This window comes from Streptomyces sp. NRRL S-340 (genome assembly GCF_000720185.1).
Lineage (GTDB): Bacteria > Actinomycetota > Actinomycetes > Streptomycetales > Streptomycetaceae > Streptomyces.
The window spans coordinates 145,688-166,965 of record NZ_JOIY01000007.1 but is presented as its reverse complement, the minus strand read 5'-3'; the positions used below and the strand labels follow the sequence as shown (position 1 = coordinate 166,965).

Sequence of the window (21,278 nt, the reverse complement as noted above, 5' to 3'; positions counted from 1 at the left end):
TGCGGCGGAAGGGATTCGAACCCTCAAGCCCGATCAAGGGCCACAGATCCTAAGTCTGCTGCGTCGCCATTGCGCCACCGCCGCCGGTTGCTTGTCATCGTACCGGCAACCGCCTTCCGCCCCGCGTCGCGCCTGCGCCAGGTACCGGTGACCGCACGGCAGTTGGGGCCCAGCGGCGGCGGCTTCCCCCGCCGGCCGCACCGGGAAGCGGCCCGTGCCCGGTGTCCGGGGCGGGCCGCTCGGGTGGGGCGGGGCGTGGGGTCAGATGCCCAGGTCCTTGATGATCTTGGCGACGTGGCCGGTGGCCTTGACGTTGTACAGGGCCCGTTCGACCTTGCCGGACTCGTCGACGACCACCGTGGAGCGGATGACTCCGGTGACCGTCTTGCCGTAGAGCTTCTTCTCGCCGTAGGCGCCGTAGGCCTCCAGGACCTTCTTGTCGGGGTCGGCGAGGAGGGTGACCTTCAGGGACTCGGTGTCGCGGAACTTCGCGAGCTTCTCCGGCTTGTCGGGGGAGATGCCGATGACGTCGTACCCCGCGCCGGCCAGCAGGTCGAGGTTGTCGGTGAAGTCGCAGGCCTGCTTGGTGCAGCCGGGGGTGAGGGCGGCCGGGTAGAAGTAGACGATGACCTTGCGGCCCTTGCGGTCGGCCAGCGACACCTCGTTGCCGTCGGCGTCGGGGAGGGTGAAGGCGGGGGCCGCGTCGCCGGGCTGGAGTCGCTCGCTCATCGAAGGTCTTCTCCTCGTGCGTGTCCTCGTAGGTGCCAATACCGTGTGGGTCCGAGGGTAACCGGGGGTGCCGACAGTGCGGTCGCGGCGAGAGCTGACAGACTGTGCTGAACACGCATCAGTTGACTTCGGAGGCGCTACGGTGGCGGACACGGCGGACACCAGAACCCCGGCTGAGATCGAGGCGGACATCAGGCGTCGCCGCGAGACGCTGGCCGAGACCCTCGACGAGATCGGGGTGCGCGTGCACCCGAAGACCATCGTCGGCGATGCCAGAGCCAAGGTCGCCTCCCACGTCGACCACACCCTCGGACGGGCGTACGTCCAGGTCAACCGGGTGGTGAGCGAGGTGCGCGGGCAGTTCGTGGACGAGGCGGGCGCACCCCGGCTGGAGCGGATCGTGCCGGTCGCGCTCCTGGCCGTGGGGGTCGTCGGCCTGCTCGCCGTCGGCGGGCGCAAGCGCCGCGGCTGACCCGCTCCGTACGGACAAGGCCCGAGCAGGTAGGTTTCAGGCGTGAGCGCCAACAGAAACGAGCACAGCCCCCACGAGGACAAGCTGCCCATCCGGATGCTGCACGACCGGGTGCTCGTCCGCCAGGACACGAGCGAGGGCGAGCGCCGGTCGGGCGGCGGCATCCTGATTCCCGCGACGGCGGCGGTGGGCCGCCGCCTCGCCTGGGCGGAGGTCGTGGCGGTCGGTCAGAACGTGCGGACCGTGGAGCCGGGCGACCGGGTGCTGTTCGACCCGGAGGACCGGGCGGAGGTCGAGGTGCGGGGCACCGCGTACGTGCTGATGCGCGAGCGCGACCTGCACGCCGTGGCCGCGGACCGTTTCGAGGGGTCGGAGGACTCCACCGGTCTGTACCTCTGACAGGACGGCTCAAAGGGAACGAAGGGGCCGGTGACCGTCGTCACCGGCCCCTTTGTCGTTCCTTTGCTAACCTCGGAAGGGAGCCCGACGAGACGCGCCGTACCGGGTCGAAGGCAAAGACGACGCACCTGATGTCCGTCGTGACGCCCGGTCGACCGCCCGGCGTCGCCGTCTTCGCGGAGGTGCCCGTCGTGGCCTGGGTTCTGCTTGTCGTCGCCGGTCTGCTGGAAGTGGGCTGGTCGATCGGGATGAAGTACAGCGAGGGGTTCACGCGGCCGGTGCCCAGCGTCCTGACCGGGGCGGGGATCGTCGCGAGCATGCTGCTGCTGTCCTACGCCGCCCGTTCGCTGCCCATCGGTACCGCCTACGGCGTGTGGGTGGGCATCGGGGCGGCCGGTGCGGCGGTGCTCGGCATGGTGGTGCTGGGGGAGCCGGCGACCGCCGCCCGGATCTTCTTCGTCTGTCTGCTGCTGGTGGCCGTGGTGGGTCTGAAGGCCACCTCGGGTCACTGAGGACTCGTCACCGGCGCGGGGCCCGCGCGGGGCTCAGGCCTTCCGGCCCGTGCCCCGCGCGGGCCCCGCGGGCGGGCTACTACTCCCGCGCCGCGGTGACGTGCTGGCCGTGGCCGGTGCCCGTCGTCGTGCCGGTGTCCGTGCCCGTGCCGCCCGCGCCCGGGCCCGTGCTGGTCCCGGTCCCGCCGTCGCCGCCCGCGCCGCCGCCTCCCGTCGGGTCCCCGGTGGTCGGCGTACCGCCGCCGGAGCCGCCGGGGGTGCCGCCGCCCTGGGTGTCCCCGCCGGTGGGCGGAGTGCCGCCGGTGCCGTCCGTGGCGCCGGTGTCGCCGCCGGGGCCGCCCTGGGTGTCGCCGGTGCCGCCGCCGTCGGTGGGCGTTCCGCCGCCGTCGGTGGGCGTGCCGCCGGTCTGTCCCCGGTCCTGGCCCTGGGTGCTCTGGCCCTGCGTGGTCTGGCCGGGGCTGGCCGAGCCGGCCGTGTCACCGCCGCCGGTGCCGGTGCCGGGGCTGGTCTGCGCGGGGTCGCTCGGCGGCGCCTGGGTCTGGTCGGCGCCGGGCTGGAGCTGGAGGTCGAAGTCGCTGACCGGGGTGCCCTTGAGGGCGTCGCCCATGAACTGCGCCCAGATGCTGCCGGGCGGCCCGCTGCCGTTGACGCGGGCGAGGCCGAGGGCGCCGTAGAGCGGCTTGTGCGCGGCGGTCTCCGGGTCCTGGCCCATGACGGAGACGACGGTGGCGAGGTCGGGTGTGTATCCGGCGAACCAGGCCGCCTGGTCGTTCTCGGCGGTACCCGTCTTGGCGGCGGCCGGGCGGCCGATCGCCTGGGCGGGCGCGCCGGTGCCGTTCTGGACGACGCTCTGCAGCACGGCGGTGGTGGTGTCGGCGGCCTCGCGGCTGACGGCCTGCGAGACGGTGCTGTCGTGGCCCGGCAGGGCCACCGCGTCGGCGCCGTCCTTGGTGATCTTCTTGATGATCGTGTACGTGCCGTGCTTGCCGTGGTTGGCGAGGGTCGCGTACGCCTCGGCCATGTCCACGACGCTGGCCTGGGCCACGCCGAGCGCGATCGACGGGGAGCCGATCAGCTCCGGGGTGTCGGAGGGGAGGCCGAGGGCGAGCGCGGTGTCCTTGACCTTGTCGGAGCCGACGTCGACGGCCATCTGCGCGTACACCGCGTTGACGGACTTGTCGGTGGCCTCGCGGACGGTGATGTCGCCGTAGGACTGCTGGTCCTCGTTCTCCGGGGCGTAGTGGCCCCCGTTCCAGCCCTGTACGGGCCGCTTGTCGGTGCCGTCGTAGAGGGTGTTGGGGGTGATGGGGCGCGAGTCCTGGGTGGTGGAGTCGTTCTGCACGGCGGAGGTGAGGACGAACGGCTTGAAGGTGGAGCCGACCTGGAAGTCCCGCCGGGTGGCGTTGTTGGTGTACTGCTTCACGTAGTCGATGCCGCCGTACATCGCCACGACCTGCCCGGTCTTCGGGTCGACCGCGGCGCCGCCGGCGCGGACGTAGGTGTCGGTCTTGTTGTTCTTCTTGTCCAGCTTGTCGATCAGCTGGTCGTCGACCGCCTTGACGAAGGCGTCCTGCTTCTTCTTCTGCAGGGTGGTGGTGATGCGGTAGCCGCCGGCGGCCAGTTCGTCCTCGTCGAGGATCTTGTTCTTGGCCAGGTAGTCCTTCACCGCGCGCACGAGGTAGCCGCGCTGCCCGGCCATGTTCGTCGGGACGGTGGCGGACCTGGGCTCCGGGAACTTCAGGCCGGCCCGCTCGGAGGCGCCGAGCCAGCCCTTCTTGACCATGCCGTCCAGGACGTAGTTCCAGCGGGCGACGGCCGCCTGCTTGTTCTCCGGGTGGGCGGAGACGTCGTACTCGCTGGGGGCGTTGACCAGCGCGGCGAGGTAGGCGGCCTGGGCCGGGTCGAGGTCCTTGGCCTTCACGCCGTAGTACGCCTGCGCGGCGGCCTGGATGCCGTACGCGTTGCGGCCGAAGAAGCTGGTGTTGAGGTAGCCCTCGAAGATCTCGTCCTTGGACTTGTTGCGGTCCAGCTTGATCGAGATGAAGAACTCCTTCACCTTGCGGGTGACGGTCTGTTCCTGGCCCAGGTAGTAGTTCTTGACGTACTGCTGGGTGATCGTGGAGCCGGACTGCTTGCCCTTGCCGGTGACGGTGTTCCAGCCGCCGCGGACGATGGCCTTGGGGTCGATGGCGGACTCGCTGTAGAAGTCGCGGTCCTCGGCGGCGAGCACGGCGTGCTGGGCGGCCTTGGAGACCTGGTCCAGCGGGACGCTCTCGCGGTTGACCTCGCCGTCGCGGGCGATCTCGGTGCCGTCGGCGTAGAGGTAGACGTTGGCCTGCTTGACGGCGAGGGCGTTGGCGGACGGGATCTTGACCAGCGAGTAGCCGAGGAAGAACGCGCCGAAGCCCAGCAGGACGAGCGTGAGGAACGTGCCGAGCGTCATGCGCCAGGTGGGGAAGATCCGCCGCCAGCCGGTACGCCGGCGCTTGGGGCGTTTGCCCGTGCCGCCCGTGCCGCCCTTGCCGTCCGGGCCCGGCGTCCCGCCGCCGCCCGCGCCCGCGTTGCCGCCGCCGGCGACGGAGGCGTGGGCCGCGGTGGTCATGGCGGCGGGGGAGGAGGCCGGTGCCTTGCGTCCGTTGGCACCGGCTCCCGTCGCGGCCCAGGCGGGAGGTGCCGTACGACGTCGCGGCGCGCCCTGCGGCTCCGGCTCCCGTCCGGGCTCACGCAGGGGATCCCGCCCGGCCTCCGGTGCTGACCCCGGTGCCGCATCCGGCACCGGAGCGGCGTCCGGACGACCGGCCTCACCCCCGGTGCCGGCCCCCGCGCCGGGCCGCGAACCGGCTCCGGCACCGCCCGAGCCCGACCGCGGGCCCGCACCGGGGCTCTTCTGCGCACCGGAGGCGGATCCCGCACCGGAGGCGGACCCCGGACCGGAGGGAGACCCCGTGCCGGAGCCGGACCCCGGACCGGAGGGAGACCCCGCGCCGGAGGCCGACTCCGTGCCACGGGCGGCCCCCGCGCCGAAGTCCCGTCCCGCTTTGGGGCCCTGGCGCTGTGCCCCGGCCTCCGGTCGTGGGCCGGGCCGTTCCTGCGGCTCCCGGCCGGGCCGCGACGGCGGTCGCGCTCCCGGCTGCGGCTGCGCGCCGGTCCCTGGCTGCTGCGCCCCGGCCTTCGGCTGCGGCTCGTCGCTCATCTCGTGCACGGACTCCTGTTTCGCCTCGTACGTTCCCGTACGCCCTCATGCGTCTTCTGCGCCCCCGGATGAAGACTCTCGTACCTCACGTTCCGTTCCCGCGCTCCGGAACTTCCGGCGCGCGGAAAATGCGTGGCACCTCACGTTCCGCGCGCACTAGGCTCCTGCGCTTCGGTGTCGGCGGAGCTTGGAGGGCGTGACGTGGGCGCTGGACGGTTGTACGTGGCCGTCGCGGCAGGCGGATTCAGACGGTACGCGACGTATCGGGCGGCCACGGCGGCCGGGGTGTTCACGAACACGGTCTTCGGCCTGATCCTCGTGTACACCTATCTCGCGCTGTGGGACGCCCGCCCGCATCTGGGAGGGTACGACCACTCCCAGGCGGTGACGTACGTGTGGCTGGGCCAGGCGTTCCTGGCGACGCTCGCGATCGGCGGGGGCGGGGTCGAGGACGAGCTGATGGAGCGCATCCGTACGGGGGACATCGCCACGGATCTCCACCGCCCGGCCGACCTTCAGCTGTGGTGGCTCGCGGCGGACCTGGGCCGGGCGGTCTTCCAGCTGCTGGGCCGCGGGGTGGTGCCCTTCGTGTTCGGGGCGCTGGTCTTCCCGGCCATGCTGCCCACCGACCCGGTGACCTGGGCGGCCTTCCTCGGCGCGGTGCCGCTGGCGATGCTGGTGAGCTTCGGCATCCGGTACCTGGTGGCGCTGAGCGCGTTCTGGCTGCTCGACGGGGCGGGAGTCGTGCAGATCGCGTGGCTGGCCGGGCTCTTCTGCTCGGGGATGCTCCTGCCGCTGAACGTCTTCCCGGGCGCCCTCGGCGAGGTCGTACGGGTCCTGCCGTGGTCGTCGCTGCTCCAGGCCCCGGCCGACGTCCTGCTCGGGCACGCGGATCCGCTGCGCACGTACGCCTTCCAGGGTGCGTGGGCGGTGGCGCTGCTGGCGGCGGGGCGGCTGCTGCAGACGGTGGCGACGCGCCGGGTGGTGGTCCAGGGTGGCTGACCTCACCGGCGACACGCCGGGCTCCGTACCGGCCGACCCGGGCTCCGTTCCGGCCGACCCGGGCTCCGTTCCGGCCGACCCGGGCTCCGTTCCGGCCGCCCCGGACGTCGTACCGCCCGCCACCGCCTCCGCACCGCCCGCCGCGGACCCCGGGTCCGCGTCCCGCGGCCGGCTCGCCGACGGTCTGCGCGCCTACCGCATGATCGCCGCGATGTGGCTGCGTTCCACGATGGCCTACCGGGCCTCCTTCGTGATGACCACCTTCGGGAACTTCGCGGCGACCGCGCTCGACTTCGTGGCGATCCTGCTGATGTTCTCCCGCGTGGACGCGCTGGGCGGCTACTCGCTGCCCGAGATCGCCTTCCTCTACGGGCTGTCCGGCACGTCCTTCGGGCTGGCCGACCTCACGATCGGCTCGATGGACCGGCTGGGGCGGCGGGTGCGCGACGGCACCCTGGACACGCTGCTGGTCCGCCCGGCGCCGGTCCTCGCGCAGGTCGCCGCGGACCGGTTCGCGCTGCGCCGGCTGGGCCGGGTCACGCAGGGACTCCTGGTGCTGGGGTACGCCCTGTGCACGCTCGACCTGCACTGGACGCCGGCCAAGGTGCTGCTGATGCCGGTGATGGTGCTGAGCGGCTGCGCCATCTTCTGCGCGGTCTTCGTGGCGGGCGCGGCCTTCCAGTTCGTGGCGCAGGACGCCTCCGAGGTGCAGAACGCGTTCACCTACGGCGGCACCACGCTGCTGGAGTACCCGCCGACGGTGTTCGGCAGGGAGCTGGTGCGGGGGGTGACGTTCGTCCTGCCGCTGGCCTTCGTCAACTGGGTCCCCGCGGCCTATGTGCTCGAACGCCCCTACCCGCTGGGGCTGCCGTGGTGGACGGCGTTCACCCCGCCGCTGGTGGCGGCGGCGTGCTGCGCGCTGGCGGGACTGGCGTGGCGGGCGGGACTGCGGTCGTACCGGAGTACGGGAAGCTGAAGCTGGAGGGACACAGGACATGGACACGGGAGCGGACGGCGCGCTCGGGAGCGCCCGCGAGCGGACGGCCGGCGGGGCCTTCATCGAACTCGACCGGGTCGAGAAGGTCTTCGACGTGCGCAAGAAGACCGGCTTCCTCAAGCGGGAACGGCGGCGGGTGCGGGCGGTCGACTCGATCTCCTTCACCGTGGCGCGCGGCGAGATGGTCGGCTACATCGGCCCGAACGGCGCGGGCAAGTCGACGACGATCAAGATGCTGACCGGCATCCTGACCCCGAGCGGCGGTCGGCTGCGGGTCGCCGGCATCGACCCCTCGCGCGAGCGGACGCGGCTCGCGCAGCGCATCGGGGTGGTGTTCGGGCAGCGGACGACCCTGTGGTGGGACCTGCCGCTGATCGACTCCTACCGGCTGATGCACCGCATGTACCGCATCCCCGACGCCCGTTACCGCGAGAACCTCGACCGCTGCGTGGAACTCCTGGAGCTGTCCGGCCTGCTGGACGTCCCGGTACGGCAGCTCTCCCTGGGGCAGCGGATGCGCGGCGACATCGCGGCGGCCCTGCTGCACGACCCGGAGGTGCTGTACCTGGACGAGCCGACCATCGGCCTGGACGTGGTCAGCAAGTCCAGGGTCCGTGAGTTCCTGCGCGACCTGAACGCCGAGCGCGCCACGACGGTGCTGCTGACCACCCACGACCTCCAGGACATCGAGCAGTTGTGCTCGCGGGTGATGGTGATCGACCACGGCCGGCTGATGTACGACGGCCCGCTGGCCGGCCTGCACGAGGCGGGGGAGGGCGAACGCACCCTGGTGGTGGACCTGGAGCGCGAACTGCCGCCGGTCGACGTGCCGGGCGCGCGCGTGGTCCGCGTCGAGGGGCCGCGGCAGTGGCTGGCGTTCCCGGCGGGCGAGTCGGCGGCCCCGCTGGTGGCCCGGATCGCGGACCGCTACCCGCTGGTGGACCTGTCGGTGCGCGAACCGGACATCGAGGCCGTGATCGCCAAGATGTACGAGACCGGAGCGCAACGCGTGGGCTCGTAGCCTCCCGCGCGGCGAACTCGTAGGCTGCTGCCCATGACCGACGCCGTGCCGCCCCCAGGAGAGACGCCCGCCGGGCACCCCGTCCCCGAGCTGCGCGCCTCCGACGCCGACCGTGAACGAGTCGCCGAGGTCCTGCGGGACGCCCTCGCCGAAGGGCGCCTGGACATGGCGGAGTTCGAGGAGCGGCTGGAGGCGACGTACCAGGCGCGCACGTACGGGGAGCTGGCGCCGATCACCCGTGACCTGCCGGTCGGGCAGGGCGCGGTCCCCCTCTCCCCGGCCGTCTCCCTCCACAAGGAGCCCGCACCACAGGGGAGTTGGGCGGGACGGATCACGGGCGGCGAGGGGTCGTCGTCGTGGGCCGTCGCCGTCATGTCCGGCTTCCAGCGCAAGGGCCGGTGGACGGTTCCCAAGCGCTTCACCTGCTTCTCCTTCTGGGGCGGCGGCGAGATCGACCTGCGCGAGGCGGACTTCGCCGACCGCGAGGTCGAGATCAACTGCATCGCGATCATGGGCGGGGCGCAGGTGATCGTGCCGCCCGGTGTCGAGGTGGTCGTGCGCGGCATCGGCATCATGGGCGGCTTCGACCACCGCGAGGAGGGCGTGCCGGGCGAGCCGGGCGCCCCGCGCGTGATCGTCACGGGCTTCGCCTTCTGGGGCGGTGTGGGGGTCGAGCGCAAGCTGACCAGGGCCGAGCGCCAGCGGCAGAAGGAGGAGCGCCGCCAGGAGAAGCTGGACCGCAGGGCCGAGCGCCGCGAGCTGCAGGGGAGTCACCGCGACGAGCGCCGAGAGCGCTGGGAGCGGCAGTGGGAACGCCACGAGGAGCGGCTTGAGCAGCACCGCGAGCGGCACGAGGAGCGCTGGGAGCGGCACCGCGAACGCCGGGAGCAGCGCCGGGACGGCCGGGGACACCGGGACTTCTAGGCCCTTCCTCCCGTTCTCCCCGCCCCTCCTGCCCCTCCTGCCCCTCCTGCCGCTCCTGCCGCTGGTTTCTCCCCGCCCCGCAGTCGGCCTCCGCCGTCCGCGGACTTTCCCCGTGCCGCCGTGCCGCCGTCGCTCCCCGCGCCGTCGCCCCTTCCGGGTGAGGCCGGGAACTCCTGTTCCGTCCCGGGAGTAGGTCAGGAGGGGACAATCGTGCGCGGGGCGGGTGCGGGAACACGGAACGGGTGGAGCGGATGGAACGAACGACGACGGCGGTGCCACAGGCGGACGCGGAAGCGGCGGACGCCGCGGCCGTCCCCCGGCGCGCGATGACCGTGTTCAGCCCCGCCGACGAGGAGCGCCGGCGCGGTGTGCGCCGGATGAAGCTCACCGCGACGGGGCTCCTGCTGTTCGTGGCGGTGGTGTACGTCCTGGCCAAGTGGGCCGAGCACACCGGTGCCGGTGCCTGGGCGGGGTACGTCGCCGCGGCCACCGAGGCGGGCATGGTCGGCGCGCTCGCCGACTGGTTCGCGGTCACCGCCCTCTTCCGGCACCCGCTCGGGCTGCCCATCCCGCACACCGCGATCATCCCCACCAAGAAGGACCAGCTCGGCGTCTCGCTGGGCGAGTTCGTCGGCGAGAACTTCCTCTCCGAGGACGTCGTGCGGCAGCGGCTGCGCGCCGTCGGCATCGGCGGCCGGCTGGGCGCCTGGCTCGCCCGCCCGGAGCACGCCGACCGGGTGACCGCCGAACTGGCCACCGCGCTGCGCGGCGCGCTGACGGTGCTGCGCGACTCCGACGTGCAGGCGGTGGTCGGCGAGGCGATCACGCGCCGGGCGGCGGTGCAGGAGATCGCGCCCGGGCTCGGCAAGATGCTGGAGAAGATCGTCGCCGACGGCGGGCACCGGCGCGTCGTCGACCTGGTCGTCAGCCGGGCGCACGACTGGCTGGTGCTGCACGGCGACTCCGTGATGGACGCGGTGCAGGGCGGGGCGCCCGGCTGGACCCCGAAGTTCGTCGACCGGAAGGTCGGTGAGCGCGTCTACAGGGAGCTGCTGCGCTTCGTCACCGAGATGCGGGACATGCCGAGCCATCCCGCGCGCGGCGCCCTGGACCGCTTCCTCACCGACTTCGCCTGCGACCTCCAGTCCGACGGCGACACCCGGGCCCGTGTCGAACGCCTCAAGAGCGAGGTGCTGGGCCGCGGCGAGGTCCAGGACCTGATCGCCTCGGCCTGGTCCGCCGTACGGTCGATGATCGTCTCGGCGGCGGAGGACGAGCGCAGCGAGCTGCGGATGCGGGTGCGGGCCTCCCTGCTCTCCCTGGGCAACCGGATGGCCGAGGACCCCAAGGCCCAGGGCAAGGTGGACCGCTGGGTGGAGGGTGCCGCGGTGTACGTGGTGACGACGTACCGCAAGGAGATCACCTCGCTGATCACCGACACCGTGGCGGGCTGGGACGCCGAGCACACCACCCGCAAGATCGAGGCGCACATCGGCCGTGACCTGCAGTTCATCCGGATCAACGGCACGGTGGTGGGCTCGCTGGCGGGACTGCTGATCTACACGGTGTCGCGCGTCCTCGGAGCGTAGGCGGCCGGTGCCAGGGCGTGATCCCATGGGTTCGGGGGCACCCGGAGGGACGTCCGCCCGACGAGGAGGGAGCCCATGGCCACCGCAGACGCCGCAAGCGCCGCAGGGTCGGCAGGTGACGGCACCGGCCGCACCGTGACCACCGACATCCCCGCCAGACTCGACCGTCTTCCGTGGTCGCGCTGGCACTGGACCATCGTCGTGGGCCTGGGCACGGTGTGGATCCTGGACGGGCTGGAAGTCACCGTCGTCGGCAACATCGCCAGCCGCCTGTCGGAACCGGGCAGCGGTCTGGCGATCAGCTCCGGGCAGGTCACCGGCGTGGCGGCCGCGCTGTACGTGGCCGGGGCCTGCGTGGGCGCCCTGTTCTGGGGACGGCTGACCGACCGCTACGGCCGCCGGAAGCTGTTCATGATCACCCTGGCGGTCTATCTCGCGGCCACCGCCCTGACCGCCGTCTCCTTCCACGCCTGGTGGTTCTTCCTCTTCCGCTTCCTGACCGGGTTCGGCATCGGCGGCGAGTACGCGGCCATCAACTCCGCGATCGACGAGCTGATCCCCGCGAACTACCGCGGCCGGGTCGACCTGATCATCAACGGCAGTTTCTGGGTGGGCGCGGTCGGCGGTTCGCTGCTGTCCATCCTCGCGCTGAACACCCGCTTCCTCGCCGCCGACGTGGGCTGGCGGCTGACGTTCGCGCTCGGCGCCGTCCTCGCCCTGGTGATCCTGCTCGTACGGCGGCACGTGCCGGAGAGCCCGCGCTGGCTGCTGATCCACGGCAAGGACGGCGAGGCCGAGGAAGTGGTGAGCGGGATCGAACAGCGGATCGAGTCGGAGACGGGCGGGCGGCTGCCGGAGCCGCACGGCGAGATCACCATCCACCAGCGCCGCAGCGTGTCCTTCCTGGAGATCGGCCGCACGGTCTTCGCCCGCTACCCCAAGCGGGCGGTCCTCGGCTTCTCCCTCTTCATCGGCCAGGCCTTCCTCTACAACGCCATCACCTTCGGTTTCGGCGCCATCCTGACCAAGTTCTTCGACGTCCCCTCCGACCGCACCGGTTACTACTTCGCCGTCATCGCGGTCGGCAACTTCCTCGGCCCGCTGCTGCTCGGCAAGCTCTTCGACACGGTCGGCCGCCGGGTGATGATCTCCTCCACCTACCTGCTGTCCGGCCTGCTGCTGTTCGGCACGGCCTGGCTGTTCGACCGCGGCGCGCTCGGCGCGACCACGCTGACCGCCTGCTGGTGCGCGGTGCTGTTCTTCGCCTCGGCCGGCGCCTCCAGCGCCTACCTGACGGTCTCGGAGATCTTCCCGATGGAGACGCGGGCGATGTCCATCGCGTTCTTCTACGCCCTCGGCACCGCCGCCGGCGGTATCAGCGGCCCGGTGCTCTTCGCCGACCTCACGGGCACCGGCAAGGTCGGCGACACGGTCCTCGCCTTCTCGATCGGCGCGGCCCTGATGTGCGCGGCGGGCCTGGTGGCCGCCTTCCTCGCGGTCGACGCCGAGCGCCGCTCCCTGGAGGACATCGCCACGCCGCTGACCGCGGTGCCGGCGAAGACCGGACCGTCCGCGGGCAAGGGCCGCCCCGACGTCACGCCCCCGTCGTCGAGCCCGGCCTGACGATCATCAGGACGGTGACGGCGGCCCACAGCAGGTTGAACAGGCCGGTGAACATGGCCAGCCGGGCGGTGGCGCGGACGGTGGTGCGGTCGGGTCCTGCGCCGCCGCCCGTGCCTTCGCCGGTGGCCCCGGTGCCGCTCACGGCGACGAGGGTCGCTGAGGCGGGGCCTGCTGAGGTGAGGCGTTCCGCGGTGAGGCTCTTCCCGGCCAGGTTCTCCGAGGTGAAGCCCTCCGAGGTGAGGCTTTCGACGAGGGCCGCCTGGCGGGGCAGGACCAGTGCGGCGAGCACCAGCGCGGCGAGCGCGGTCAGCGCGATGGACACGAGGAGCCACGTGTCGCCCAGCACGCCCATGTTCCGTGCCGTGGCGAACCCGAACACCGGCACGACGACACCGACGACCGCGTACACCTGGCAGATCCGCAGCAGCAGCCGTACGGTCTCCGCCGCCCGGTGATCACCGGGCGAGGACAGCGCGCGGCGCGCGGCGGGCGGGAACATGCTGGCGGCGACGGTGACGGGCCCGATCGCGACGATCGCGGCCAGGACGTGCACGGCGAGGAGGAACTTGGTCACGCGCCGACGCTAGACGGGCCGGTGAGCCGGAAGAAGCGGCAGGAATGCCAGGTACCGACGGATTCCCGCCAGGACCCGGGCCCGGACGGGAGCCGGTGCGGGGGCGGGGAGAGGCGGGGACGGGTGCTGGGGCTGGCCAGGTGCTGGTGCGGGGCTGAGCACTGAGCGGTGCGGGACAGAGGCCGGACGGGCGCCGGGGCAGGTGCGGGGGCGAGCAGCCGGTGTGGGGGAGACCGGGCGGACGCCGGGGCCGGCGCGGGCGGAAGCCGGACGGACGCCGGGGGCGCCGGTGCGCGGCTGAGCAGGGGGCGCGAGGCGGAAACCGGGCGGACGCGGGTGGACGGGAAGGGCGGGCCCGGCGGGACACCGGCTACCCCCAGTGCCCGCCCCCGGCGCGCCCGCCTACGCTCCCGGCATGCACACCGTGGCCGTCCTGGCGCTGGACCAGGTGATCCCGTTCGACCTCTCCGCCCCCGTCGACACCTTCGGCTGGGCCAGACAGCCCGACGGCCGGGCCCTCTACGAGACCCGGGTCTGCTCGGTGGAACGGGAGGTGCGGACGGCCGGCGGCGCGTTCACCGTCCGGGCGCCGTACGGACTGAGCACCCTCGCCGAGGCGGACACGATCGTCGTGCCCGGGGTCGCCGACCCCACCGCCCCGCTCCCGCCGGGCGTCGCGGACGCGCTGCGCGACGCGGCGGCGAACGGCACGCGCATCGCCTCGATCTGCGTCGGCGCCTTCCTCCTCGCCGCCACCGGCCTGCTGGACGGCCTGCGCGCGACGACCCACTGGACCGCGGCGCGGACGCTGGCCCAGCGGTACCCGCGGGTGACCGTCGACCCGAACGTCCTCTACGTCGACAACGGCCGGCTCCTGACCTCCGCGGGCGCCGCCGCGGCCCTGGACATGTGCCTGCACATGATCCGCAAGGACCACGGCTCGGCGATCGCCGCGCACGCCGCCCGCCTGTCGGTGATGCCGCTGGAACGGGAGGGCGGCCAGGCGCAGTTCATCGTCCACGACCTGCCGCCCGCCCCCGCCGGCGCCACCCTGGAGCCGGTGCTGCGCTGGCTGGAGCAGCACTGCGACCGCGACCTCGCCCTGGAGGAGATCGCGGCCCGGGCCGGCATGAGCACCCGCACCCTCAACCGCCGCTTCCGCGAGCAGACCGGCACGACGCCGTTGCAGTGGCTGCACCGTGCGCGGGTGCGGCGCGCCCAGCACCTCCTGGAGACCACGCCGGACCCCGTGGAACGCATCGCCGAACAGGCCGGTTTCGGCTCGCCCACGGCCTTCCGCGAGCGCTTCCGCAGGGTGGTGGGCACGAGCCCGAGGGCGTACCGGAACGCGTTCCGGGCGACGCGGGGCTGAGCCGGTGCGTGGCCGGGGCGGCGCGGGGCTGAGGCGGTGCGTGGCCGGGGCGGCGCGGGGCTGAGGCGGCGGTCCGGAGCGCGGGCGGGACCCGTGTCCCTTACGAACCGCGCCTACGAACCGCGCCGGTCGGCCACGGCCCAGGAGGCGGCGGCGACCGCCCCGGCGACCCCGAACACGGCGGGCCAGGCGCCCACCTTCTTGGCCAGCGGGTGCGACCCGGCGAACGCGGCGACGTAGGCGGCGGTGAGCGCGCCCGCCGCCTTCCCGCCCGCCCGCTGCCGCCACTGCTGCGCGGCGGCGGCCCCGGCGACGGCCAGCACGGCCCCGCCCAGCTGCCGCTTCTTGGTCCAGCGGGCCACGCCGTAGCCGCCGACGAGCCCGGTCGCGGCGACCGCTGCCGTAGGAATCCTCGCCATCACTGTCTCCCTGTCTCCCCCGACTCCCGCACGTGCCGTGACTGCCGCACGCGTCGAACGCCCCGAGGCTAACCCCCGTCCCGGCCGGCGGGCGGACCGGCCCCGAGCGGGTCAGAGTGAGACCCAGGTCACACCAACAGGATCCGCAGGCCTGTCACACACCGCGCCCCGGATCCGTCGTATCACTGCAACCGCACGACGACGAGCAACGATGACCAAGGAGCCCACGATGGAAGCCCGCCTCAACCTCTTCGAGAACCCCGTCGCCGGCAAGTTCTTCCGCTACATCAACTCCGCCGGCAAGGTCCTGTCGGACTCGACGCTCCCGGCCGCGACGCAGGAGCTGGTGAAGATCCGCGCCAGCCAGATCAACGGCTGCGGTTTCTGCACGGACATGCACACCAAGGACGCCGCGCACGCCGGTGAGACGGCACAGCGCCTGCACCTGGTCGCCGCGTGGAGGGAGGCCACGGTCTTCACGGAGGCCGAGCGCGCCGCCCTGGAACTGGCCGAGCAGGGCACCCGCATCGCGGACGCGGCCGGCGGCGTCAGCGACGAGGTCTGGGAGAACGCCACCAAGCACTACGACGAGGACCAGCTCGCCGCCCTCGTCGGCCTCATCGCCCTGATCAACGCGTACAACCGCCTGAACGTCGTCATCCAGCAGCCGGCGGGCGACTACCAGCCGGGCATGTTCGGCTGACCCGGGGCCGGCGGACACCGTCGGCACGGTCCCACCGCGGAAGGCCCTCTGGCGTGCCCCCCGTACCGCGCCCGCGGGGGGCCGGGGCCGGGCGCACCACTGGGCCCCGGCCCCGGCGGCGAGTCACCGCGCGGGAGTGCGTCCGCCTCACAGGTGCTGGTCGGAGATGAGCTTGCGCAGCCAGGGCCAGGACGAGGGGCCGGGCATGCCGTCCACGGTCACCTTGTGGCCGTACCAGTCGTTGATGTCCTCCTGCGCGTTGCGCATGGCGGCCTGCGACCGGGCGCCGAATATGCCGTCGACCGCGCCGGCGCCGTAGTTCTTGAGCAGGCACTGGGCCTCCGCGCCCGCCTGGGACACCGAGGTCCTCGTCGGCACGACGGTGTTGCCGCTGTAGTGCCCCGCGTACGCCCTGCCGCCCGAGTAGGACATGTGACAGGTGTACGCCTGCGTGGAGAAGGAGGCGGCGTGGGCGGCGGGCGTGACGGCCGTGACCGCGCCGAGCAGTGCCGTGGTGGCGAGGGCGCTCGCGAGGATCGAGCGCGACGGACGAAAGAACACGGTGTTCCCCCTCTTTTTCCGATCCGATGACGTCCCGGTGCGCGTGCGGGGCCGTTGACCAGATCTGTGACCTCACGGGCGGTGGTGACCCACCGTCGGCCCCGCCGCCGGCCGAACCCGAACGTACTGTCCGGCCCGTACGGCCGACGTCCCGCACAGGGTTGAACCTCCTGCAACCACAGCGGTAGCCGGACTCGGCTCCTGCAACCCAGGTGGTAACTCGGGCCGGACGGCGGTCCGCGGGGGCCGGCGCCCGCTCCCGGGACCGCGGTTCCCGCCCTCCGAGAGTCCGGTGAGGGCCGCGCCCCTCGCCGGCGGCCGAGGAGAATGCGGAGACGAGCGGCGTCGGCCCGACGGCCGCCGCCGGACGACCGGGGCCGGCCGGCCGTGGTCCGTGACCGGATTCGAACGGTGATCTGCCCCGGGAGGACGAGCGGTGCCTGGTGAACCGATACGACCGATGCCCCACCGCACCCCACGCCCGCGCCAGGGCCGCCTGGCACGTCCGGACGGCACGCACATCGCCTACGAGGACCACGCCCCCCAGGGCCACCCGCCCGGGCCCCGTACGCCCGGGTCCCGCAGCTCCGACTCCCGCACCGCCGAGGCCCGCAGGCCACGGTCCCCGCAGTCCCCGCACCCGTCGGCGCCCCGCAAGTCCGTACTCCTCCTGCACGGCCTGGCGGGTCACAGGGGTGAATGGGACGACCTGGCCGGGCGCCTGCGGGCGGACGGCCACCGCGTGGTGGCGTACGACGCCCGCGGCCACGGCGACAGCACGCGCCGCCCCGGGGACGTGTCCCGGCAGGCGTACGTGGGGGATGCGGCGGCGCTGATCGAGGACCGCGCCCTCGCCCCGGCCGTGCTCGTCGGCCAGTCCTTCGGCGGCCACACCGCACTGCTCCTCGCCGCCGCACGCCCCGACCTGGTGAAGTCCCTGATCCTCGTCGAGGCGGGGCCCGCGATGGCGCCCGCGGACCTCCCCGGCCGGATCGCCGCGTGGCTGGACTCCTGGCCGGTCCCCTTCCCCACCGCCGGGGCGGCCGCCCGCTTCTTCGGGCACGAGGTCTGGGCACGGAGCCTGGAGGAGCGTGCGGACGGCTGGTGGCCGAAGGCCGACCGGGACGTGATGGTGTCCTCGATCACCGAACTGGCGCGCCGCGACCACTGGCGGGAGTGGGAGGCCGTCACCTGCCCCGTGCTGGTCGTCAGGGGCGCCGACGGCACGATGCGCGAGGCGGAGTTCACCGAGATGCACGCCCGCCGCCCGCACGGCACGACACCGCTGACGGTCCCCGGCGCGGGCCACGACGTCCACCTGGACCAGCCGGAAGCCCTGTACGAGGCGGTCAGCGCGTTCCTGACCTGAGTCGAGGCTTGTCAACTTTAGTCCGGCGAGTTATATAAAGAGACGTAGGGCATCGCACCCAGTGCCACAGGAAAGGAGTGACCTGTGATGCTCATGCGCTCGGATCCCTTCCGCGAATTCGACCGTCTCGCGCAGCAGGTCTTCGGCCCCGCCCGCCCCGGCACCATGGCCATGGACGCCTACCGGTCGGGGGACGACTTCATCGTCCACTTCGACCTCCCCGGGGTCGACCCCGAGACCATCGACCTCGACGTCGAACGGAACGTGCTCAACGTCCACGCCGAGCGGAAGTCCCCGGCCGCCGAGGGCGCGGAGATGATCGTCGCCGAACGCCCCACGGGCACCTTCACCCGCCAGCTGTTCCTCGGCGAGACCCTCGACACGGAACGCATCGACGCGTCGTACGAGGCCGGCGTCCTCACGCTGCGCATCCCGGTGGCCGAGCAGGCCAAGCCGCGCAAGATCCAGATCACCGGCGGCAGCGAACGCCGCCAGCTGAGCGGCTGAAGAGCCGCCCTCGGCCCGGCCCACCCCGGCCACCACTGGCCGGACGGACCCTGTGAGAAGAGCGTCCCGTGAGCCCGTGTCCCGCTCACGGGACGCGGCCACGCACCACCCCGGCGAGCCAACCCACGCGGAGGAGGCCCCACACGATGACCGCGCCGGCGGCACCCATCCGGACCATGACGACCCCGACGGAGGCGGACTCCGCCTCCACGTCCCGCCCCTGGCAGACCCTGATCGAACGCGTACGCGAAGCGGGCGGATACACGACGAGAGCGCAGGCGGAAGGCGTCACCCGCACCGTCCTGTCCGCCCTCGGCACCCACGTGACCGGCGACGAACGCGTCGCCCTGGCCCGCGCCCTGCCCGAGGAGGCGGCCAGGGTGGTGGCCGCCCAGATCCCGGTCATCCGCCCCCTGACGGCCCGCGAGTTCGTCGAATCGGTGGCGTCCCGCATCGACAACTCCACCCCGGCGACAGCCCGCTGGGACACGGGCACGGTCCTCACCGTCCTGGCCGACCTCCTGCCCCCACCCGTCCTGACGGACATCCTGACCCAACTCCCCCCGGGCTACGCCCTGCTGTTCGGCCGCGCAGAACTGTCCGGCCCCCGCCCGCCGGCGCCCCGGAGGGGATGATCCGGACGGATTGGCGAGAGCGTCGAGAAACGTGACCTGCCCATCGCCTCGCAAGCCCGGCGAGAGGCGGCCGGGGTCCCCTCGTCCGCCGGTGCGGAAGTTCCGACGGTGACCCGCGACGCCCGCCGTGCCATGCTCAGTCCCCGGGCGGCCCGCCGGGACGGAGGATCGCCGCGCGAGGGGGGACTGACAGCATGGCGCGGAACGACTCTGCCCGGACGGCGGCCGCACCGGCCGGCCTGCGCCCCTGGTACGCGGCCAACGAACTCCTGGCCTTCCTCCTCGAACTGGCCGCCCTGGCGGCCCTGGCCTGGTGGGGCTTCCGCACCGGCGAGGGTGCCACGCCGTTCCTCCTGGGCCTCGGCGCCCCCGCCCTCGCCATCACCCTGTGGTCCCTCTTCGCCGCCCCCAAAGCCCGCCTGCGCCCCGGCCTCCCCTGGGTCCTCCTCGTCAAGACCCTGGTTCTCGGCGGCGGCGCGGCGGCGGTGTACGGCGCGGGCCACCCGGCGGCGGCCGTCACGATGGCGGTCCTCGTCATCGCGAACACGGCGATGGCGGAGACGTTCCGGCTCACCCGGGCCACTGCGGGCAGGCCGCCGCGCCCGAACCCTTCGCCGGACCGCTGAAGCCGAGTCGGCCCTATCACCGTCGTGCAATACGGCAGTGGCTAGGAGCAGGGCCGACTCCGCGAGAGGTGGTAATCCAGCACAGTGGAGAGCGCGCTTACGTGCCCGAGGCGTACGGTCAACGGCGCGTCAGGCCACCGCTCCCGACGGCCCGGACGAAGGCGTCCCAGGCCGCTTGCTGAGTCTGGATGGGCCGTCTTTCGTTGTCCTTTGAGTCGCGTATGCGTATGCCCTCGGTGGCGTACGCGCACTCAACACATTCGGTGCCGCTTCCACCGCTGTAAGAGGACTTGAACCAGCGTGCTTCCGGCGATGCCGCCATCAAAGTTCCCTTCTGACCTGCTCGATGAGCTCGACTGAGGACTCCAAGTCCATGGCTTGGGCATTGAGGTACTCGAACGCGGTCTTGTAGCGATCCAGTTCCTGACGCTTTTCCATGAAGAGGCCGCCGCCGATGAGGTCCACGTACACCACGTCGAGTTCCTCCGTCTGTCCGCGCAGGACAGCGAAGCTACCGACGGCCGCAGCATGCGCGCCGCGTGCGAACGGCAGCATTTGGATGGTGACGTAAGGCCGTTCGGCTACGTCGAGCAGGTGGCGCAATTGCTCTCGCATGACCTCCCGGCCGCCGACCAACCGTCGGATGGCCGCCTCGTCGATCACACACCACAGGCGCGGTGGCTCCGCGCGATCCAGCAACTCCTGGCGCTTCATGCGGATGTCGACCATGTGCTGCACCTCGCGCTCTGGGCATCTCACTTCCGAGGCGCGGTGCACCGCCTCGGCGTACGCCCGGGTTTGGAGCAGACCTGGAATGTACATGCAGGCGTAGTGATCCTCGCGGACGACTTCGTCTTCGAGGGTGAGCATGAGATTCATGGACTCGGGGATGGGGTCAGCGAGGGAGCGCCACCACCCCTGAATCTTGGCGCCCTTAGCCAGCTCGACGAGTGCCAGGCGTTCCTCGTCGGTGGCGCCGTACTCGCGGCACAGGGCGTCAACGGCCGGCCACTTCACCGTCCCTTCCTTTGTCTCGTAGCGACTGAGAGTCGCTTTCGAGATGCCGACGCGTGCTCCGGCCTCCTCCAGCGTCAGCCCCTTCGCATCGCGTAGGCGACGCAGATCGGCTCCCAACTGGCGCCTGCGTGTGGTGGGTCCAACTGCCATGCCGTGCGGCCTTCCTCTCGGTGCGGTAGATCGTCCCCGTCTCCTAGGAGGAACGGCAAGGTGGTGTGCGCCGGGGCGCATTGCGAGCGGCCGTGCTCCCTAAGACAGCAGGTGAGACTTCCATTTTGAAACTCTCACTGCAACTCTTGGTGTTCGCAGGGCTACTACACGCAGTGAGCATGGCGGTGCGGGCGAGGGAGTGGGGTACGTCATGGATTGCACAGGTTGTGTGCCATCACGGATGTGGGAACGGAGGTTCCAGGCTGAGGCCGAGGGAGTCGCCGGGCTGCGGCGGCTCTTGCAACTCCAGTTGGAGCTGTGGGGGCTCGAGGCAGTGAGTGAATCCGCTCAGCTGTGCGTCACCGAGCTCGTCGCCAACGTCATCAAGCATGTGGGGTCTGGAACCCCCGCCACACTGGCGGTTCGTGCGAGCGACGGCCGCTTGCGCATCGAGGTGCACGACCCCGACCCCCGCGCTCTTCCGGTCCTGATTGAGGCGAGCTCGGACGCCGAGGGCGGGCGCGGTATGGCTCTCGTCGATGCCGTCACCGACCGCTGGGGCGTCGACCTCACCACCGGGCGCAAGGCGACATGGTGCGAGTTCGCTTTACCTACCGGCCAGGTTGATCCACTGGCGGCCGGTCCTCGTATGACACGGGCCGTGAACGTGATCGGGCTTTACGTCGACGCCGTGAATGTGCCGGCGGTTTCCCAGCCCAGTCGGCTGGGGGCGCTGGTGGCGGAAGAGGCGGCGATCAACGTCATCGCTGATCTTCTGCACTGGCTGGACGCGCAAGGCAGGGACCCGGATGAGGTGCTGGAGCGGGCCCAGGCTCACTTCGAAGCCGAGGCCCACTGACCGCGAGTTGATCCCGCCTCGCGCG

23 protein-coding genes, 1 tRNA gene and 1 riboswitch are annotated in these 21,278 nt (G+C 72.4%); of the genes, 16 read left to right on the top strand and 8 right to left on the bottom strand.

Features of this window, described 5'->3' with window-relative positions; genetic code table 11:
- Both IG64_RS07240 and bcp read right to left on the bottom strand, forming a co-directional pair.
- Nucleotides 1-84: transfer RNA gene (locus IG64_RS07240), tRNA-Leu, on the bottom strand.
- Between the two features lie 177 nt (nt 85-261).
- A complete protein-coding gene (gene bcp / locus IG64_RS07235) occupies nt 262-729 on the bottom strand; it encodes a thioredoxin-dependent thiol peroxidase (protein WP_037853278.1) in 468 nt (155 codons plus the stop codon).
- A 142-nt stretch (nt 730-871) separates the two neighbouring features.
- On the opposite strand from bcp, the gene IG64_RS07230 reads away from it, so the two are divergent.
- From IG64_RS07230 to IG64_RS07220, 3 genes are all read left to right on the top strand, one after another.
- Nucleotides 872-1,201, top strand: coding sequence for a DUF3618 domain-containing protein (locus IG64_RS07230; protein ID WP_037853275.1), 330 nt, complete (start codon nt 872-874; stop codon nt 1,199-1,201).
- 42 nt (nt 1,202-1,243) lie between these two features.
- Complete coding sequence (locus IG64_RS07225; protein ID WP_037853273.1) at nt 1,244-1,600, top strand: GroES family chaperonin; 357 nt, start codon at nt 1,244-1,246, stop codon at nt 1,598-1,600.
- Between the two features lie 54 nt (nt 1,601-1,654).
- Nucleotides 1,655-1,729: riboswitch (guanidine-III (ykkC-III) riboswitch) on the top strand.
- A 62-nt stretch (nt 1,730-1,791) separates the two neighbouring features.
- The gene (locus IG64_RS07220; RefSeq protein WP_037853400.1) at nt 1,792-2,112 is read left to right on the top strand and encodes a DMT family transporter; all 321 of its coding nucleotides are present in this window, start codon (nt 1,792-1,794) and stop codon (nt 2,110-2,112) included.
- Nucleotides 2,113-2,191: 79 nt separating this feature from the next.
- Here the strand turns inward: IG64_RS07220 and IG64_RS07215 are convergent, their stop codons facing one another.
- Nucleotides 2,192-4,714, bottom strand: coding sequence for a transglycosylase domain-containing protein (locus tag IG64_RS07215; RefSeq protein WP_199811527.1), 2,523 nt, complete (start codon nt 4,712-4,714; stop codon nt 2,192-2,194).
- A gap of 792 nt (nt 4,715-5,506) precedes the next feature.
- Here IG64_RS07215 and IG64_RS07210 point away from each other — a divergent pair.
- From IG64_RS07210 to IG64_RS07185, 6 genes are all read left to right on the top strand, one after another.
- Nucleotides 5,507-6,307, top strand: coding sequence for an ABC transporter permease (locus IG64_RS07210; protein ID WP_037853267.1), 801 nt, complete (start codon nt 5,507-5,509; stop codon nt 6,305-6,307).
- Nucleotides 6,300-7,283 (top strand): ABC transporter permease, encoded by a 984-nt coding sequence (locus IG64_RS07205; RefSeq protein ID WP_234438415.1) that lies wholly within the window; start codon nt 6,300-6,302, stop codon nt 7,281-7,283. Before IG64_RS07210 ends, IG64_RS07205 begins: the two co-directional genes overlap by 8 nt.
- A gap of 19 nt (nt 7,284-7,302) precedes the next feature.
- On the top strand, nt 7,303-8,325 hold the full coding sequence (locus IG64_RS07200) for an ABC transporter ATP-binding protein (RefSeq protein WP_051812448.1): 1,023 nt from the start codon (nt 7,303-7,305) through the stop codon (nt 8,323-8,325).
- Nucleotides 8,326-8,358: 33 nt separating this feature from the next.
- Entirely contained in the window at nt 8,359-9,249 is an 891-nt protein-coding gene (locus IG64_RS07195; RefSeq protein ID WP_051812446.1) for a DUF1707 SHOCT-like domain-containing protein, read from the top strand.
- Nucleotides 9,250-9,500: 251 nt separating this feature from the next.
- Nucleotides 9,501-10,838, top strand: coding sequence for a DUF445 domain-containing protein (locus IG64_RS07190; RefSeq protein ID WP_420709888.1), 1,338 nt, complete (start codon nt 9,501-9,503; stop codon nt 10,836-10,838).
- Between the two features lie 75 nt (nt 10,839-10,913).
- The gene (locus tag IG64_RS07185) at nt 10,914-12,461 is read left to right on the top strand and encodes an MFS transporter (RefSeq protein WP_037853262.1); all 1,548 of its coding nucleotides are present in this window, start codon (nt 10,914-10,916) and stop codon (nt 12,459-12,461) included.
- Here IG64_RS07185 and IG64_RS07180 read toward each other — a convergent pair.
- Complete coding sequence (locus IG64_RS07180; RefSeq protein WP_037853259.1) at nt 12,433-13,035, bottom strand: hypothetical protein; 603 nt, start codon at nt 13,033-13,035, stop codon at nt 12,433-12,435. The two genes, IG64_RS07185 and IG64_RS07180, sit on opposite strands and share 29 nt — an antisense overlap.
- Nucleotides 13,036-13,450: 415 nt before the next feature.
- On the opposite strand from IG64_RS07180, the gene IG64_RS07175 reads away from it, so the two are divergent.
- Nucleotides 13,451-14,407: a GlxA family transcriptional regulator gene (locus tag IG64_RS07175; RefSeq protein WP_037853389.1), complete on the top strand. Its 957-nt coding sequence runs from the start codon at nt 13,451-13,453 to the stop codon at nt 14,405-14,407.
- Between the two features lie 113 nt (nt 14,408-14,520).
- Here the strand turns inward: IG64_RS07175 and IG64_RS07170 are convergent, their stop codons facing one another.
- Nucleotides 14,521-14,826 (bottom strand): hypothetical protein, encoded by a 306-nt coding sequence (locus IG64_RS07170; protein ID WP_037853258.1) that lies wholly within the window; start codon nt 14,824-14,826, stop codon nt 14,521-14,523.
- Between the two features lie 229 nt (nt 14,827-15,055).
- Between IG64_RS07170 and IG64_RS07165 the strand changes: the two genes are divergently transcribed.
- The gene (locus IG64_RS07165; protein ID WP_037853255.1) at nt 15,056-15,529 is read left to right on the top strand and encodes a carboxymuconolactone decarboxylase family protein; all 474 of its coding nucleotides are present in this window, start codon (nt 15,056-15,058) and stop codon (nt 15,527-15,529) included.
- Nucleotides 15,530-15,676: 147 nt separating this feature from the next.
- Here the strand turns inward: IG64_RS07165 and IG64_RS07160 are convergent, their stop codons facing one another.
- Complete coding sequence (locus IG64_RS07160; RefSeq protein ID WP_037853254.1) at nt 15,677-16,090, bottom strand: peptidoglycan-binding domain-containing protein; 414 nt, start codon at nt 16,088-16,090, stop codon at nt 15,677-15,679.
- Between the two features lie 460 nt (nt 16,091-16,550).
- Between IG64_RS07160 and IG64_RS07155 the strand changes: the two genes are divergently transcribed.
- The 4 genes from IG64_RS07155 to IG64_RS07140 all read left to right on the top strand — a co-directional run bounded on the left by IG64_RS07155 (nt 16,551) and on the right by IG64_RS07140 (nt 19,227).
- The gene (locus tag IG64_RS07155; RefSeq protein WP_107474180.1) at nt 16,551-17,459 is read left to right on the top strand and encodes an alpha/beta fold hydrolase; all 909 of its coding nucleotides are present in this window, start codon (nt 16,551-16,553) and stop codon (nt 17,457-17,459) included.
- Between the two features lie 87 nt (nt 17,460-17,546).
- Nucleotides 17,547-17,966: an Hsp20/alpha crystallin family protein gene (locus tag IG64_RS07150; RefSeq protein WP_037853252.1), complete on the top strand. Its 420-nt coding sequence runs from the start codon at nt 17,547-17,549 to the stop codon at nt 17,964-17,966.
- Between the two features lie 176 nt (nt 17,967-18,142).
- The gene (locus IG64_RS07145) at nt 18,143-18,601 is read left to right on the top strand and encodes a DUF2267 domain-containing protein (protein WP_234438414.1); all 459 of its coding nucleotides are present in this window, start codon (nt 18,143-18,145) and stop codon (nt 18,599-18,601) included.
- Between the two features lie 194 nt (nt 18,602-18,795).
- Complete coding sequence (locus IG64_RS07140; protein WP_051812444.1) at nt 18,796-19,227, top strand: YrdB family protein; 432 nt, start codon at nt 18,796-18,798, stop codon at nt 19,225-19,227.
- A gap of 118 nt (nt 19,228-19,345) precedes the next feature.
- Here the strand turns inward: IG64_RS07140 and IG64_RS38425 are convergent, their stop codons facing one another.
- Nucleotides 19,346-19,549: a DUF397 domain-containing protein gene (locus IG64_RS38425; protein ID WP_078883838.1), complete on the bottom strand. Its 204-nt coding sequence runs from the start codon at nt 19,547-19,549 to the stop codon at nt 19,346-19,348.
- Entirely contained in the window at nt 19,549-20,394 is an 846-nt protein-coding gene (locus tag IG64_RS07135; RefSeq protein WP_037853250.1) for a helix-turn-helix domain-containing protein, read from the bottom strand. The genes IG64_RS38425 and IG64_RS07135 overlap by 1 nt, the downstream gene beginning before the upstream one ends.
- Before the next feature lie 211 nt (nt 20,395-20,605).
- On the opposite strand from IG64_RS07135, the gene IG64_RS07130 reads away from it, so the two are divergent.
- Nucleotides 20,606-21,253 carry an ATP-binding protein gene (locus IG64_RS07130; protein WP_037853384.1) on the top strand — a complete coding sequence of 216 codons (648 nt, stop codon included), beginning with the start codon at nt 20,606-20,608 and terminating at the stop codon, nt 21,251-21,253.
- The last annotated feature ends 25 nt before the right edge of the window (nt 21,254-21,278 follow it).

Excerpts from the sequence above, each read along its gene's own strand:
- IG64_RS07135 (WP_037853250.1), bottom strand. The coding sequence starts at position 20,394 with ATGGCAGTTGGACCCACCACACGCAGGCGCCAGTTGGGAGCCGATCTG.
- IG64_RS07140 (WP_051812444.1), top strand. The coding sequence starts at position 18,796 with ATGGCGCGGAACGACTCTGCCCGGACGGCGGCCGCACCGGCCGGCCTG.
- IG64_RS07200 (WP_051812448.1), top strand. The coding sequence starts at position 7,303 with ATGGACACGGGAGCGGACGGCGCGCTCGGGAGCGCCCGCGAGCGGACG.
- IG64_RS38425 (WP_078883838.1), bottom strand. The coding sequence starts at position 19,549 with ATGGCGGCATCGCCGGAAGCACGCTGGTTCAAGTCCTCTTACAGCGGT.
- IG64_RS07175 (WP_037853389.1), top strand. The coding sequence starts at position 13,451 with ATGCACACCGTGGCCGTCCTGGCGCTGGACCAGGTGATCCCGTTCGAC.
- IG64_RS07170 (WP_037853258.1), bottom strand. The coding sequence starts at position 14,826 with ATGGCGAGGATTCCTACGGCAGCGGTCGCCGCGACCGGGCTCGTCGGC.
- IG64_RS07185 (WP_037853262.1), top strand. The coding sequence starts at position 10,914 with ATGGCCACCGCAGACGCCGCAAGCGCCGCAGGGTCGGCAGGTGACGGC.
- bcp (WP_037853278.1), bottom strand. The coding sequence starts at position 729 with ATGAGCGAGCGACTCCAGCCCGGCGACGCGGCCCCCGCCTTCACCCTC.
- IG64_RS07190 (WP_420709888.1), top strand. The coding sequence starts at position 9,501 with ATGGAACGAACGACGACGGCGGTGCCACAGGCGGACGCGGAAGCGGCG.
- IG64_RS07215 (WP_199811527.1), bottom strand. The coding sequence starts at position 4,714 with ATGACCACCGCGGCCCACGCCTCCGTCGCCGGCGGCGGCAACGCGGGC.
- IG64_RS07130 (WP_037853384.1), top strand. The coding sequence starts at position 20,606 with ATGGATTGCACAGGTTGTGTGCCATCACGGATGTGGGAACGGAGGTTC.
- IG64_RS07195 (WP_051812446.1), top strand. The coding sequence starts at position 8,359 with ATGACCGACGCCGTGCCGCCCCCAGGAGAGACGCCCGCCGGGCACCCC.
- IG64_RS07145 (WP_234438414.1), top strand. The coding sequence starts at position 18,143 with ATGACGACCCCGACGGAGGCGGACTCCGCCTCCACGTCCCGCCCCTGG.
- IG64_RS07165 (WP_037853255.1), top strand. The coding sequence starts at position 15,056 with ATGGAAGCCCGCCTCAACCTCTTCGAGAACCCCGTCGCCGGCAAGTTC.
- IG64_RS07155 (WP_107474180.1), top strand. The coding sequence starts at position 16,551 with ATGCCCCACCGCACCCCACGCCCGCGCCAGGGCCGCCTGGCACGTCCG.
- IG64_RS07150 (WP_037853252.1), top strand. The coding sequence starts at position 17,547 with ATGCTCATGCGCTCGGATCCCTTCCGCGAATTCGACCGTCTCGCGCAG.